This window comes from Niveispirillum irakense DSM 11586 (assembly GCF_000429645.1).
GTDB classification, from domain to species: domain Bacteria; phylum Pseudomonadota; class Alphaproteobacteria; order Azospirillales; family Azospirillaceae; genus Niveispirillum; species Niveispirillum irakense.
This window is the reverse complement of the sequence record NZ_KE386933.1, coordinates 751,577-765,999: the sequence shown is the minus strand read 5'-3', so window position 1 is coordinate 765,999 and position 14,423 is coordinate 751,577. Positions and strand designations below refer to the sequence as shown.

The 14,423-nt window shown below is 62.2% G+C and carries 13 protein-coding genes; 5 read left to right on the top strand and 8 right to left on the bottom strand.

The annotated features are described in order from the left end of the window. Positions 1 to 3: 3 nt before the first annotated feature. From G473_RS0117625 to G473_RS30405, 4 genes are read right to left on the bottom strand one after another with little or no spacing between them, the layout of a single operon-like run. Positions 4 to 2,493, bottom strand: coding sequence for an ABC transporter permease (locus G473_RS0117625; RefSeq protein WP_029014192.1), 2,490 nt, complete (start codon positions 2,491 to 2,493; stop codon positions 4 to 6). A 53-nt stretch (positions 2,494 to 2,546) separates the two neighbouring features. After that, a complete protein-coding gene (locus G473_RS0117620; protein ID WP_035707631.1) occupies positions 2,547 to 3,233 on the bottom strand; it encodes an ABC transporter ATP-binding protein in 687 nt (228 codons plus the stop codon). A gap of 25 nt (positions 3,234 to 3,258) precedes the next feature. Then, positions 3,259 to 4,515 carry an efflux RND transporter periplasmic adaptor subunit gene (locus G473_RS0117615; RefSeq protein WP_029014190.1) on the bottom strand — a complete coding sequence of 419 codons (1,257 nt, stop codon included), beginning with the start codon at positions 4,513 to 4,515 and terminating at the stop codon, positions 3,259 to 3,261. Positions 4,516 to 4,543: 28 nt separating this feature from the next. Further along, on the bottom strand, positions 4,544 to 4,684 hold the full coding sequence (locus G473_RS30405; RefSeq protein ID WP_154667448.1) for a hypothetical protein: 141 nt from the start codon (positions 4,682 to 4,684) through the stop codon (positions 4,544 to 4,546). Positions 4,685 to 5,197: 513 nt separating this feature from the next. Between G473_RS30405 and G473_RS0117605 the strand changes: the two genes are divergently transcribed. Continuing rightward, complete coding sequence (locus G473_RS0117605) at positions 5,198 to 6,793, top strand: peptide MFS transporter (protein WP_029014189.1); 1,596 nt, start codon at positions 5,198 to 5,200, stop codon at positions 6,791 to 6,793. 61 nt (positions 6,794 to 6,854) lie between these two features. On the opposite strand, the gene surE is transcribed toward G473_RS0117605, so the two are convergent. Continuing rightward, positions 6,855 to 7,613, bottom strand: coding sequence for a 5'/3'-nucleotidase SurE (gene surE / locus G473_RS0117600; RefSeq protein ID WP_029014188.1), 759 nt, complete (start codon positions 7,611 to 7,613; stop codon positions 6,855 to 6,857). An 82-nt stretch (positions 7,614 to 7,695) separates the two neighbouring features. Here surE and G473_RS0117595 point away from each other — a divergent pair, with 82 nt between their 5' ends. Both G473_RS0117595 and G473_RS0117590 read left to right on the top strand, forming a co-directional pair. Next, a complete protein-coding gene (locus G473_RS0117595) occupies positions 7,696 to 8,034 on the top strand; it encodes a DUF1491 family protein (RefSeq protein ID WP_029014187.1) in 339 nt (112 codons plus the stop codon). 121 nt (positions 8,035 to 8,155) lie between these two features. Next, positions 8,156 to 10,330, top strand: a complete 2,175-nt coding sequence (locus tag G473_RS0117590; RefSeq protein WP_051330395.1) for a TonB-dependent siderophore receptor — start codon at positions 8,156 to 8,158, stop codon at positions 10,328 to 10,330. Between the two features lie 36 nt (positions 10,331 to 10,366). Here G473_RS0117590 and G473_RS27565 read toward each other — a convergent pair whose 3' ends face one another. Beyond that, positions 10,367 to 11,368, bottom strand: a complete 1,002-nt coding sequence (locus G473_RS27565) for an esterase-like activity of phytase family protein (RefSeq protein ID WP_084438263.1) — start codon at positions 11,366 to 11,368, stop codon at positions 10,367 to 10,369. Between the two features lie 122 nt (positions 11,369 to 11,490). Between G473_RS27565 and G473_RS0117580 the strand changes: the two genes are divergently transcribed. Together G473_RS0117580 and G473_RS0117575 are read left to right on the top strand one after the other, a co-directional pair. Then, positions 11,491 to 11,769: a hypothetical protein gene (locus G473_RS0117580; protein WP_029014185.1), complete on the top strand. Its 279-nt coding sequence runs from the start codon at positions 11,491 to 11,493 to the stop codon at positions 11,767 to 11,769. 12 nt (positions 11,770 to 11,781) lie between these two features. After that, entirely contained in the window at positions 11,782 to 12,093 is a 312-nt protein-coding gene (locus tag G473_RS0117575; RefSeq protein ID WP_029014184.1) for a hypothetical protein, read from the top strand. A gap of 57 nt (positions 12,094 to 12,150) precedes the next feature. Here G473_RS0117575 and G473_RS0117570 read toward each other — a convergent pair whose 3' ends face one another. Together G473_RS0117570 and G473_RS29500 are read right to left on the bottom strand one after the other, a co-directional pair. Then, positions 12,151 to 13,857, bottom strand: coding sequence for a thiamine pyrophosphate-binding protein (locus tag G473_RS0117570; RefSeq protein ID WP_051330394.1), 1,707 nt, complete (start codon positions 13,855 to 13,857; stop codon positions 12,151 to 12,153). 30 nt (positions 13,858 to 13,887) lie between these two features. Then, on the bottom strand, positions 13,888 to 14,421 hold the full coding sequence (locus G473_RS29500) for a protease complex subunit PrcB family protein (protein WP_051330393.1): 534 nt from the start codon (positions 14,419 to 14,421) through the stop codon (positions 13,888 to 13,890). Positions 14,422 to 14,423: the final 2 nt, after the last annotated feature.

Below are 14,423 nucleotides of genomic sequence, written 5' to 3'. Positions count from 1 at the left end.
GTATCATTCATAACGCAGTGCCTGCACCGGCTTGGCCCGGGCCACGCGGGCGGCATGCAGGCCCACAGTTGCCCAGGCGATGGCCAAAGCCACTGCGCCGGCTGCCAGAAACAGCAGCGGGTTCAGGTCAATCCGGAAAGAAAAGCCGTTCAGCCATTCATTCATGAAGTACCAGGCGACAGGCCAGGCAATCAGGTTGGCAGCAAGGACGGGCTTGGAAAACTGCCAGATCAGCAGACGGACGATATCCGTCACACTGGCACCGAGAACCTTACGCAGCCCAATCTCCTTGGTCCGGCGCTCGGCCGTGAAGCTGGCCAGACCGAACAGACCCAGGCATGCAATCAGGATTGCCAAAGCAGAGAAGGTGGCAAACATCTGCGAAGTCTTGGTTTCCCGCACATAAAGGCTCTGGATACGGTCATCCAGGAATTCCCGCTGCATCGGCCGGTTGGGGTAAAGATCGCGCCAGATGGACTCTATCCTTGCCAGGGTCGAGGGGACATCACCGCCCTTCACACGCACCATCACATCGCTGAAGCGGTTATTATCGACATAGAACATCGCCGGCACGATGGGGTCATGGATAGAACGGAAGTGGAAATCCGCCACGACACCGATAATGGTCAGCCGGATGATGCCGTCATCATCGGCCGTGGCTTCAAATATCTTGCCCAGCGCGTCCTCTTTACTGGTGAAGCCTAGCCGCTTCACGCCTGCCTCGTTCACGATAACAGAGCCGGTATAGACCGCGCCTGGGGCCGTGGCCGGGGATTCGTCGGGATTTTCGGAAGGCGGTGGCAGGATCACCTGATCGGCGGCACGGGCGGGGTCGAAATCACGGCCGGCCAGCAAACCCAGCCCCATTGTCTTCACATAATTCCAATCAACCGTCACCTGACGCAGCAACAGCATGTCGTCGGACGTTTCGCCAGGCAGGCGAACACCAACATTGTTCTCATTCCCGTCACCGGGGGTGGCGGTTGCGCCGGCGACAGCCGCCACGCCATCCAATGCCCCCAGCATGTCCACAAAGGTTTGCTGGCGTTCACGATCAGCACCCCGGGGGAAGCCACTCAGAATGACCGTGTTTTCCTTGTCGAAACCCAGATTTTTGTTCTGGGCATAGAGCAGCTGGCCATAAACGACGGCGGTCGCCACCATCAGCGCGATGGAGATGGCGAACTGCACGACCACCAACACCATGCGCAGCCGGCCCGAACCACCACCAACGCCGGAAGAGGCGCCCTTCAGCACACGGGCGGGATTGAAGGAGGACAGGAAGAAGGCCGGATAAGCCCCCCCTGCGACGCCCACCACCAGGGCCAGCCCCAGCAGCGCCAACCCCAGTAGAGGATCGGCCATCAGGTTGAAGGAAAGCGGCTTATCCAGGAATGCCGCATATGCCGGCAGCACCAGTTCCACCAGGGCCATGGCGATCAGCAGGCCGATCAAGGTCAATAGCAGGCTTTCCCCGATGAACTGGAAAATGATCTGCCCGCGGCTGGCACCCACCACCTTGCGCACGCTCACCTCCCGCGCGCGCTGGGTGGCGCGGGCAGTGGCAAGGTTCATGAAATTGATTGACGCGATGGCCAGCACCAGCACCGCCACGCCGGAGAAGGTGAGAATTTCGGCATAGGAAGTGGCCGGCCGCATGGAGGTCATCATCGGCTCGGTATGGATATCCTTCACATTGCGGATACGCGGCGTGAAGACATCGCCCAGCACGATGGTGCCGGTCGGCGTGGTCAAGGTCGGGGCTGTGGCCTTGAACCAGCCCGGCAGACGCGCATTCAGCGCTGCCACGTCCGTGCCCGGCTTCAAACGCAGATAGGTCTCGCAGCAGACCCCGCCCCAATTGGTTTCCAGTTCGCGCAGGGCTGTGCCCAGCGCCGCATAGGGCCGGATAATCTCCAGGTTGAAATGGGTGTTGGACGGCATGTCCTGGATCACGCCGGTCACCTTCACCAGCCCGGAACCGTCAATATCCAGCGTCTGGCCAAGCGCATCCTGATCTTTGAAATATTTTTTCGCCTTACTTTCGGTCAACACGATGCTGTTGGGTTGGTCCAGCGCCGTCATGCGGTCGCCGCGCAGGAATGTGAAATCAAACATGCGGAAAAAATCAGGATCGACCGCGCGAACGCTTTCAGAAAAGCTCTCATCACTTTGCTTGATGACGATATTGCTTTGCACGACGCGCGCTGTCATCTCCACTTCCGGCAAGCCTTCCTTCATGGCAGGCGCCAAGGGCAGCATGGAGGCGGCAAACTGGTCGACCTGACGCCCCGGCAACTGGGCGCGGAAGGCCACCTGATACAGCCGATCACTGTCGGTGAAGAACCGGTCGTAATTCGTCTCGTTGCGCACAAAAAGCAGGATCAGCACACAGGTTGCCAGCCCCACAGCCAGCCCCGTAACGTTGATCGCGGAATAAAGTTTGTGTTTCAGCAGGTTGCGGAAGGCAACCATCAGATAGTTCTGAAGCATGGCGAAAGCGTCCCCCGGCGCGGCACATCAGGTCATGGCACCAACATGTGCGCTCAGGCGGCGCGCATATTCTCCGCCACCACCTGTCCATCGAACAGGTTGATGATGCGGGTGGCATACTGGGCGTGCGGCATGGAATGGGTGACCATGACGATCGTCGTTCCTTCCGCATTCAGGTCGGTCAGCATACGCATGACCTCATCGCCATTGGCGCTGTCCAGATTACCGGTCGGTTCGTCCGCCAGCAGCATCTTGGGCTTGGCGACCACAGCGCGGGCGATGGCCACGCGCTGCTGCTGACCGCCGGAAAGCTGCTGTGGCAGGTGGCCCTCGCGATGGGCGATATTCACCTTCTCCAGCGCCTCCCGCACCCGCGCCTTGCGTTCGCGCGCCGGGATGTCGTGATAGAGCAGCGCCAGTTCGACATTCTCAAAAACAGTCAATTCATCAATCAGATTGAAGCTCTGGAAGATGAAGCCGATATTTTTCTTCCGGATGTCGGCCAGCTTGCGCTCACCATATTTCGACACCTCTTCGCCATTGAACAGATATTGTCCACCGGTCGGGTTATCCAGCATGCCGACAATATTCAGCAACGAGGACTTGCCGCAGCCGGACGGCCCCATGATGGCGACAAACTCTCCAGGCCGGACATGGATATTCACGGAATTAAGTGCCGTCGTCTCCACTTCCTCGGTACGGTAGGTTTTGACCAGATCGACCAGCTTCAACATTTCCATTCTCCCTGTTCTTTGGATATTTGGGTCAATTCATTTGAATACGGTCCATCCGGACCATGTCGCCATAGGCGGAAGTGACCACCCGGTCCCCCTTGCGCAGACCGGATTTCACCTCAATCACCTGCGCGTTACGGCGGCCCAGCTCAACATCGCGCTTCACCGCATGTGCCCCGTCACCATCGACGACGAACAGCCAGGCCCCACCGGTATCCTGATAAAAGGCGCCATTGGGGATCAGCAGTGCCGTCGCCGTATCGCCCAGCTTCAGGCGAAGCTGCAAGGTCTGACCGGGGCGGATACTGGTGGGCGCCTGATCCTGGAACTCCAGTTCCACCCGGAACTGGCCTTCGCGGACCTGGGGGAAGATTTTGGCAACCCGCAATACATATTGCCCCCCGGCCATCGCCACCTCGGCCGTCTGGCCGGTGGACAGGCGGGACAGGTAGAATTCATCCACCTGGGCCACAACCTTGAACCCGTCCATCCGGTCGATCCGGCCCAGCCGCTCCCCGCGGGTCTTGTTCTGGCCAACCTCGGCTTCCAGTGCCGTCAACTGCCCGTCCACCGGGGCTTTCACGATCAGGTTGTCCAGGTTGCGCCGGGCAAATTCCAGGTTCTCCTGCAATTTTTCCGTACTTTCGCGCAGCTTGCCAAACTGCTCTGCCCGCAGCCGATCGGTCACGTCCTGGGTTTCACGCAGCACGTCGCGCCGCCGGATCAGATAGTCGTGCTCGTCGCGGGCCTCGTCATACTGCGCCTGGGAAATGGCGGCGCTTTTAACCAGTTCAGCCCGGCGGTCCAGCGTCCGCTTCAACTGGGTCAGCCGATACTCGACCTCCACCAGTGACTGCTTGTTGGACAGGCGGCTGGTTTCCAGGTTCAGTTCCACCGTGCGGAGCTGGTTGAGCTGCTCGATCACCTGCGCCTCGCGGCTGATGACCTCCAACTGCAAATCGGTATTGGTCAGTTCCAGCAGCGGCTGGCCGGCCGTGACCATCTGCCCCGCCTCCACGAAGCGCCGTTCCACCCGCCCCCCTTCCACACTGTCCAGAAAGATGCTGGTCAGCGGCTCCACCGTGCCGCGCACGGGGATAAAATCCTCAAACGGCCCCTCCTGGACGGTGGCAACCGTCAAACGGTCCTGCGCCACCCTGATCGTCTGCCCGCCACCGGTCTGGCTGATGGCATAAAAGCCGGCACCAGCCAGTAAAAGGCCGATACCCAGCCCCAGCGCCTTTTTGCGGTGTTTGGCAAATCCCGCTTTTTCAATCCGGCGATCCATCGCCCCTCTCCCCCCAATACCCGGACAATCAGATCCAGCGCACCAGCCACGGCGCCAGCGTGGCCAGCACCACGCCGCCCAGCCACAGGTCGGGATTGATCCCGGCCACAATGTCGGCAAGCCCCTTGGAGATCGGCTCCTGCGCTGTGTGCTGTTCTTGGATCATCATGTCTTCAATCTCCTGTCGTCCGGACCCCGGTGGGCCCAGCCATGGACAAGGGACTAATGGCAAGGCGCGTGCCAAAGCCGGAATGGCGGAAACACCGGCTTTGCGCGGCACGTCCGACTGTCCGCACCCGGACAGTGTCCGGAAATGGACAGTTCAGCGTTCACAGATGAACAGCCGAGGCGATGCGTGAACCGATTCCAACAGTGCGGACGGGCCAACCGGTCTGATTGCCCCCGTCCTCTCTTCGCGCAGGGACCGGACCGGAAAAATTTTAAGGGTCGCGTCGCGTACAAGAATGCGGTGCAGCAAATGCGCAATATTCCATCGCGGGCAGGAAGCGGGTGCGATTATTTCAATAGACACGGCAATCCTGCCTGAAGCCGCCCGCCGCCTGGAACATAAAGGGAATCCACAGCGGAAAGCGGCGTCATGATAATGTCGCAAAGCCGGTATTCTGGTCGGGGTAAACATGATATAGGCCCGCCATTCGGACATATCACCCGCAAGGCGACGATGGCTTTGATCTCTAACGACCCGGAGCGCGGCTTCTTCGGCCACCCGCGCGGTCTGGCCCCCCTGTTCTTTGCCGAGATGTGGGAGCGTTTCTCCTTCTACGGGATGCGCGCCCTGCTGACCCTCTATCTGGTCAAGCATTTCCTCTATAGTGATGAGACGGCGGGCTTCATCTATGCCAGCTACGCCTCGCTGAACTATGCGATGCCGGTGATTGGCGGGCTGATCGCCGACCGGTATCTGGGCAACCGCAAGGCGGTGATGCTGGGGGCCATCCTTCTGGTGTGCGGCCATATCGGCATGGCGTTCGAGGGCAGCCCGGCGCAGATCATCGACGGGGTGATCGTTCGCCAGTCGCCTTATGATCAGATCATGTTCTTGTCGCTGGCCTTCATCATTGTCGGTGTCGGCTTCCTGAAGTCGAACATCTCGACCATGGTCGGCAAGCTCTATGCCGATCGCGACGATCCGCGTCGTGACCCCGGTTACACCATTTTCTACATGGGTGTTAACCTGGGCTCCTTCTTCTCCACCATCGCCTGCGGCTATCTGGGTGAAACCTATGGCTGGGCCTATGGTTTCGGCCTTGCCGGTATCGGCATGGTGCTGGGGCTGATCGTGTTCGCCGGCGGGACCAAATGGTACCGCAATTCCGAACCGCCCAATCCGGAACAGTTGAAGGCGCGCACGCCCATCGGCCTGTCGCGGGAATGGCTGATTTATGCCGGCGCCCTGGCCGCTGTTTTCATCAACTGGCAGCTTGTCCAGTGGCACGCCATCGTCGGCACCTTGCTGCTGGTGATCGTTGCCGTGGTGCTGACGGGCATCCTGTGGTTCAGCCTGACCAAATGCACCAAGATCGAGCGGGACCGCATGATCGTGGTGCTGGTGCTGACGGCCCTGTCCGTCGTGTTCTGGACCCTGTTTGAACAGGCCGGCACCTCGCTGACCCTGTTCGCGGATCGTAATTCCGACCGCTCCTTGTTCGGCATCATCGTGCCGGCCTCTGTGGTGCAGGTCTTCAACCCGATGTTCATCGTACTGCTGGCCCCGGTCTTTTCCTGGGGCTGGGTGCGACTGGCGCAGAAGGGGCTGGAACCGTCCACGCCGCTTAAATTCGCACTGGCTATCCTGCAGGTGGGCCTGGGCTTCGGCGCCCTGGTGTTCGGCGCCTCCCTGGCCGGTGAAGATGCACAGACCGGCCTGTTCTGGCTGGGGCTGGGCTATCTGCTGCATACGACCGGTGAATTGTGCCTGTCGCCCGTCGGCCTGTCGATGATCTCCCGCCTGTCGGTGGCGCGCATCACCGCCATGGTCATGGGCGTGTGGTTCCTGGCCTCCGCCGGGGCCCATTTCCTGGCCGGTTGGGTGGCATCGCTGGCCAGCACCAGCACGGAACCGGGCCAGGTGATGACCCCGCAGGAAAGCCTGCCGGTCTATACCAGCGTCTTCTGGGACCTGTTCATCTGGGCCACCATCATCGCCGTCCTCGTCGCCCTCATCAGCCCCTTCCTGAAGAAGCTGATGCATACCGACGCGGCGGACATGCATGCAAGCCCGAAAGAAGTGCTGAAAACGACGGAAAAGCGGATCTAACCGCTTTCCTCATCAAGCGATCCGAAGGCCCGCCGGCTGATCCCGGCGGGCCTTTTGCTGTTCAGGCCAGGGCCTGCAGCGCTGCCATATCCGTCAGGCTGAAGCCCAGCGGGGTGACGCTGATCTGGTGGCGGCGCAGGGCGGCCACATCGCTTGCCTCATCCACGGCGCTGGCCGGCTGGCGGCGGAACGCCATCCAGTGATAATCAAAGCCGCGCATGTCGGTGCGGCTCTCCACATCCACATCAATGGTCCCGGTGATCGCCTGCCGTGTCACAGCGATCCCGGCCAGTTCCACCGGCTCCACATCGGGGAAATTGATGTTCAGTACGGTAGCCGGTGCGGAGCCAAACCGTTCTACCACCCCCGCCAGGCCGGAAATGGCCGTGTGCCAGCGGACGTTGAAACGGTCGCGCCATGCCTGGCTGACGGCATAGGCCGGCACACCCAGCATGCGCGCCGTCAGGGCTGCGGCAACCGTGCCGGAATAGCCCACCTCCTCCGCCAGATTGGCGCCGCGATTGATGCCGGAGAACACGATATCCGGCGGGTTGTCCCGCAGGACCGCCCGCAATCCCAGCACCACACAATCGCTGGGCGTGCCGCTGACCGCCACCCGCCTTTCCCCGCGCAGGCTTGCCCGCAACGGGGCATGCAGGCTGACGGCGCGGGACACCCCGCTCTGGTCATGTTCGGGCGCGACCACCCATATTTCCCGCGCCAGCGGTGTCACCGCCGCCACCAGGGCAGCCATGCCCGGCGCGTCGATCCCATCATCATTGGTCAGCAGCGCGCGGTTGAAGAGAGGTTGGGCTTGCATCGGCCGGTCCGTCTGGTGTTGGTTGATCTGCCCTTTCCCAATGGAACGGGCGTTTGAAATTGATAGTCCCGGAAGGACCGGCATGGAAGACCGTTTGCCGACCCATCTTTACATCCAAAGCCATCTCTGGCGCTGCAGTGCCGAGGGCGTGCCGGCCTATGTGCTGCGCAAGGGCGACCGGGAGGGAGGCTTGATCCTGCTGAAGGTGACAATACCCTTCCAGGGCAGCCGCCTTTTCACCCAGGGGCGCGACCTGTCGGGCCGGCTGGGCTGGGTGCCCGGCGCCAATGGCGCACAGGTGGATGAACAGGAAGCCACCGCCTTCATCGAACGTCATGTGAAGCGCGACCCCGATCTGTGGGTGGTGGAAGTGGAAAGCCGCGATGGCAGCAACCCGTTCCAGGATCAGGAAAAAGGCTGACCACGCGCCCGTGCACGGCGCAGGGCTGCCATCCGGAGGCTGCGCCGTGCTTGCACTGCGGGATATTTTCGTCGATTGAGGCGCGGAACCCAGATCGAACCCCGTACATTGGTTCCGCAACATGAACAAACCCCGCCTTTACGCCCGCATTGTGTCCGCAACGGCCTTTCTGGCCCTTCAGGGCACAGCCCTTCCGGGCCAGGCGCAGGAGACGAACACAGCGTCCCCCCTCGACGAAATCGTCGTTACCGCCACCCGCCGCGCCACGGCGCTGCGTGATATCCCGGCCTCGGTCTCCCGTGTGGACCGTGCCGATTTTGAAGAAAAAGCCACGCGCTTCATCGGGGAGGAACTTCGCGGCCTTCCCGGCATCAATGTCCGCACCAATGACCAGGGCACCTACACGGATATCAGCATCCGGGGCGTGCCCAACCGCATCCATAACGACACCATCGTCGTGTTGATGGATGGCGTGCCCTTCGTCACCGGTGATGACGAAGGCGACATGGAACAGCTTCCCTTCGGCGTTGTCGGCCAGGTGGAAGTGGTGCGCGGCCCCACCTCCGCCCTGTATGGCCGGGGTGCCATTGCCGGCACCATCAATTACATCACCCGCCCGGTGACGGATGAGCCGCAGACCGCCGCCCAGGCCGGCATCGGCTCCCATGGCTGGCGTCAGGCGGCCGCCATGATCCAGCGCCCCACCGGCGATGCCAGCGCGCTGCTGATTTCAGCGGAGTTGCAGCGCGCCGACGGCTGGCGTGATCGCACCGACCGGAACGAGGAAAACCTGTTCGTCAAACAGCGCCTCGACCTGAATGAACGGCTGCGCCTGAACCTGACCGGCACCTATGTGAACACCAAGCAGGATCTGGCCGGCGAGTTGCCGACCGATATCCATGGCGTCCCCGTGGAACTGCCGGGCGGCCGCAAGGGCAACTGGAACAATGACGGTGCCGGTTTCTACAAGCGCATGTGGACCAGCACCGCCCTGCTGGATGCCGATATCAGCGACAGCGTGACTGCCACCACCCGCCTGCATTACCGCCACGCCGACACGCGCGCCGTCCAGGGTGCCTTCCAGCGCTTTGACCCGGCGGCCGGGACCGTGGATTTCAGCGGTTTCCGGGTTGATGGTGATACGGACACCTATTTCCTGGAACAGCAGGTCGATTGGACGATCGACGATCATTGGCGCGTGATCGCCGGTGCGTCTGCCGAGCGGATCAACGCCAACCATATTGAAACCTGGAATGGCGAGTTCGATTTCGGCCCGCTTTTCTATATCCGCCGCCGCGACGCGGCGACCGGCGCCTATCTCAACCAGGATGAATGGCTTTCCAGCCGCCTGATGGATGCCCATGCCCGCAATGAAACGCAGGCCGGCTTTGTCCAGGCGGATTTCAACTGGCAGGCCCTTACCCTGACAGCCGGTGCGCGGTACGACCGGTTCAAGCGCCGGGTGTTCTACGGCCCGTCGGGCACCGGTTACGGTCCCGATCCGGAAGTGCTGGTCAAGGATAGTGACAGCCGGATCAGCCCGAAACTGTCCGTCCGCTGGCAGGTGGATGATCATGTCACCGCCTACACGACCTATGGTGAAGGGTTCAGCCCCGGCTTCGGTCCGCTCTGGTCCTTCCGCAACCGGGACACCAGCCTGGCCCCGGAACTGTCGAAAAATATCGAAGCCGGCCTGAAGGCCGATGCGCTGGATGGCCGGCTGACCGGCACCGTGGCTGTTTATCAGTTGAAGCGCAGCGATCTGCTCCAGCTTCTGCCCGTCGGCGCGTCCGCCCGGACCATCAATTCCGGACGTCAGCGCTCCCGCGGGGTGGAGGTGGAAGCCCAGGCCGATCTGCGTGACATGAACCCTGGCTTGGCCCTGGCCGTCAGCTATGGTTACACGGATGCGGTCTGGACGGAAAACGCCTTCCTGGAACCGGATACCAACCGGCCCTTCGACTTTACCGGCAAGGATGTGGCGGGCGTGCCGCGCCATGCCGGACGGGTGGAAATCAGCCAGAACTGGGCGGAACCGGCTGTGACCGTCCGCGGCTGGGCCGATATTTCCGGCGATTACGCCTATGATGGCGCCAATACAAGGCGGGCCGGCGGCTATGCCCTGGTCAATGCCGCCATCACCTGGGCGCCGATCGACAGTCTGGAAATGACCCTGACCGGGCGCAACCTGTTCGACCGGGAGGTGAATACCGTCATTTCCAATAATGACGGCCCCTACGCCTACTACCCGCAGGCCCCGCGCCAGTGGGTGTTATCCGGCACCGTGCGGTTCTGACCGGCGTGATTGTGGCGGGGTCTCCCCCGCCACAATTCATTTTCCCGGCCATTCAAACATCATCATCAAGGTGCGCTGCAGGAACAAAAAATTATTATCCGACAGGATATAGACCAGCAGCCGCCCATCCGCCGCCCGGCGCACATCGATCCCCTCAAAATTATCGACATTCACCGGTGGGTTCAGCCGGGCGATCTCCCGGCCTTCCAGCATGCCGCCATCAATGGCCCCAGCCTTCAGGGAAGCCGCTTCAATATGAACGATGCGGTTACCCCAGCCGCCCAACAGGCCGACCCGACGTTCCAGCACCAGCACGCCCCCATCCGGCAACCGCGCCGCATCCACAGGCAGGAAAGGCGGTAGCCCCTGATAGGTGAAGTGCTGCCACGCCCCCGACCGGCCAACCCAGCCCTGATGGCGCCCCGCATCGTCCCCGCCTTCGGCCAGCATGAAAAGCCGGCCATCATCCAGGGTCAGCAGGGTTTCAATCCCGCTATTGAAATCCAGATCCGCCAGCCCGGCTGGCCCCTCCAGACGCTGCGGCACCACTCCAGTCAGGGCCGATGGATAGCGCAGCAGCCGGTGGTCCCGTTCAAAAGAGACGACCCAGCCCTCACCCGGCCAGTCACCGATGATGGCCAGCCCTTCACTGTCATTCTTGCCAAAACCTACCGCCCCGCCATCGACATCCAGAAGCGGTCCGATGGTAAAGCCGTCCGCCGCCGACAAGGCGCCGTGCGGGTCACAATGCAGGCGACCAGCCACCCGGCTGCCTCTATCGCTGATCGCTACAAACTGGCTGCCATCGGGGCTGACGCGCAGGGATGAAAGCCCGCCAAATTCCGTATTCTGATCCCGGAGGTGAAGCCCCCCGCGATAGATCAGTTCCCCCAACTTCAGCATGGGGCTTTCCGTTTCCGCCAGCGGGATAGAGACGGATGCCGGGATATTGTCGCCATGAGCACCGGCACAGGCCGTCAGGGCCAGGGCCGCCGGCAAAACCAGGGCGGTAAAAGCAAGGCGAATGGAACGACGCATATTTCTTCCGGTTTATGCAAATAATATGGAAGGGCGGGTTGTTCTTCCCTGGAACAAGGGGATAACGCTATTATCCCGCGCAAGGAACATGTCTTTCCACAGCTAATCAGGCCTTGCCGATCATGAGCGATATTGAAAACACCCCCCAGCCGCCGCCCCTGCCCCCGGCGGTCGATCCGGTTGCTGCAACAGATCAACCCTCCCGACTGGAACTTCTGGAAGCCCGTGTCGCGGCACTGGAAGCCCAATTGTCCGCTACCACTCCCGCTGCGGCCGCCACAGCGCCAGCGGACAATATATCCGTGACCGACAATGTGCTGAACTGGCTGCGCAACAATCCGGTCATGGCCGTGATCATCGCTATCGTTCTGATCGTCCTGTTCTCCCATCTCGCGGATTGAGGACAGAACGCCATGGTCGGCTACGCGTTTGAAACCACCGTGAAATTCAAAAATCGCGGTGACATGGACAAGGCGGAAGACTGGATCCGCGACAATGTGAAGGGCCTGTGGGCGCTGGAATTTGTCGGGATGCAGGAGGAGATGAGCGTCGATACCGGCCTGCGCGCGCAGATATTGCTGGTCCTGTTCAAGTTCGGCCGTAAGGAGGATCTGGAACGGTTCCGCCTGGAATATATCCAGGGCAAGAAGCCGGTTGCCAAACCCGCCGCCGCCAAGCCGGCACCGAAGAAATCCAAGGGCCTTTTTGGTTGGCTGTTCAGTTAACAGCCAACCAAAAAGCCAACTCTCATCAGATTGAATCAGGGGGAGTGACGGCGACCGTCACTCCCCTTCTTCATTTCGCTGTTTTGCCTGCCGGGCCAGGGCAGCGGCCCGCATCGCCGACAAGGAAGTGCGGGTGGTGATGACCTCCGGGTCCATGCGCAGCTCAATCACCGCCGGCTTGCCTGACGCCAGTGCCGCCTCAAACGCGGGCGCGAAATCAGCCGTGCGTTCAACCACGACACCGAACGCCCCATAGGCCTGGGCCAGGGCCGCGAAATCCGGGTTGGTCAGGCTGGTGGCGCTGACCCGTTCAGGAAAGCGCTGTTCCTGGTGCATGCGGATGGTGCCGTACATGCCATTATTGAAGATCAGTGCCACCGGGGCCGCCCCGGCATGGATGGCGCTGGCCAGTTCCTGTCCCGTCATCAGGAAACCGCCATCACCCGACATGGACAGGCACAGACGATCCGGGAAGGTCAGTTTGGCCGCCAGTGCCGCCGGGAAGGCATAGCCCATGGCGCCATTGACCGGCGCCAGTTGCCGTCCTGGCCGGCCATAACGCAGGAAGCGGTGGCCCCAGCCGGAGAAATTACCGGCATCGTTGGTGATGATGGCATCATCGGGCAGCCGGTCACGCAGCCAGGTGAAGATCGCCCCCAGATCCAGCGCCCCGTCATAAGGCGAGGGACATTGCCAGGCCAGATAATCAGCCCGGCAGGCTTCCGCCCAATCCGCCCAGGCGCAAGTTGATGGCGGGACCAGGGCCGCCAGCGCACGGGCGGCAGCCGGCAGGCTGGCCGGGATCGCCAGATCGGGCTGATAGACCCGGCCCAGTTCCGCCATATCGGCATGGATATGGATCAGCGGCACTGATAATTTCGGCGGGACCAGCAGGCTATAGCCCTGGGTCGGGATTTCCCCCAGCCGCGTACCGATGGCCAGGATCAGATCGGCATTGCGCACCCGCTCCACCAGGGACGGCGCCACGCCCGTGCCCAGATCACCGATAAAGGCCGGGCTGTCATTATCCACCAGATCCTGCCGGCGGAAGGAACAGGCCGCCGGTATCCGCCACGCCTCCAGGAACCGCAGCAGGTCGCCGCAAGCCTCATCATCCCATACAGCGCCGCCAATGATGGCCAGCGGGCGGGATGATGCCGCGACCATGGCGGCCAGCCGGTTGATGCCCGCCGGTTCCGGCAGATAGGCTTCCGCCTTCGTGGCGACGATATCGGGAACCGTCGCCGTTTCCCGCAGCATATCCTCCGGCAGGGCCAGCACGACCGGGCCGGGACGACCGCTGGTCGCCGTCTGGAAGGCGCGGGCGATATATTCAGGGATACGGTCAGCGCGGTCGATCTGCGCCACCCACTTGGCCACCGGGCCGAACATCTGGCGGAAATCGATTTCCTGGAAGGCTTCCCGGTCCAGTTGATGGCGGGCCACCTGCCCCACCAGCATGATCATGGGGCTGCTATCCTGAGCCGCTGTATGCACGCCAATGGCGGCATTACACGCCCCCGGTCCGCGCGTGACCATGCAGATACCGGGACGACCGGTCAGCTTGCCATAGGCTTCCGCCATGAAGGCGGCACCACCTTCCTGCCGGCAGGTGATCAGGCGAAGGTCGGGTCGGTCGGTCGCGGCGTCCAGCACTTCCAGATAGCTTTCACCCGCCACACAGAAGGCGAGATCAGCACCATTGGCCAGAAGGGCATCAACAAGGATACGCCCGCCGCCGCGGGTCGTTGCGGTGACAGTCAAAGGCAATCTCCTCCCAAACGGCCCGGCCCTTCAGGGCAGGCGATTATAGCGTACGTTGGCGTCGCTTCGGTCCACCATGATGATGGCATAGGGGGATGTAAGCATTTGGGCCGTAATCTGGCCCTCCGCCGGGGATTTTTCCCGGAATTCGACCACCATCCGGTCGCGCTGGCCCATGTCGCGTTCTGCCCGCAGCCGGATAACATCGACCGAATAGCCCGTGCTGGTGCGGGTCCCCAGGAAGATGCCCAGCGCCATCAGGCCGTCGGGCAGCTTACCGGGGGCGGGCCGCCCCGCCAGATCCCACAGCGCCGCCCATTCATCCTCTGTCCTTGCGACCAGGAAGGACTGGGCCTGCGCCCGGCTGGTTTCCCCCAGCCATTGCGCGCGACCAACCAATGGCTGCGGGCCATCACCACTCAAGGGGGAAGAAATCCCGCTTTCCCCCGCCAGCCAGGCCGTGGTGCCCCCGCCGCAGCCCGGCAGGCATGAGAATGCCAGCAGGGCCACCAAAGCGGGAGCGGCGGGGGCGACGCGACGCCAGGACGTCTGGAAGACCGGCATCG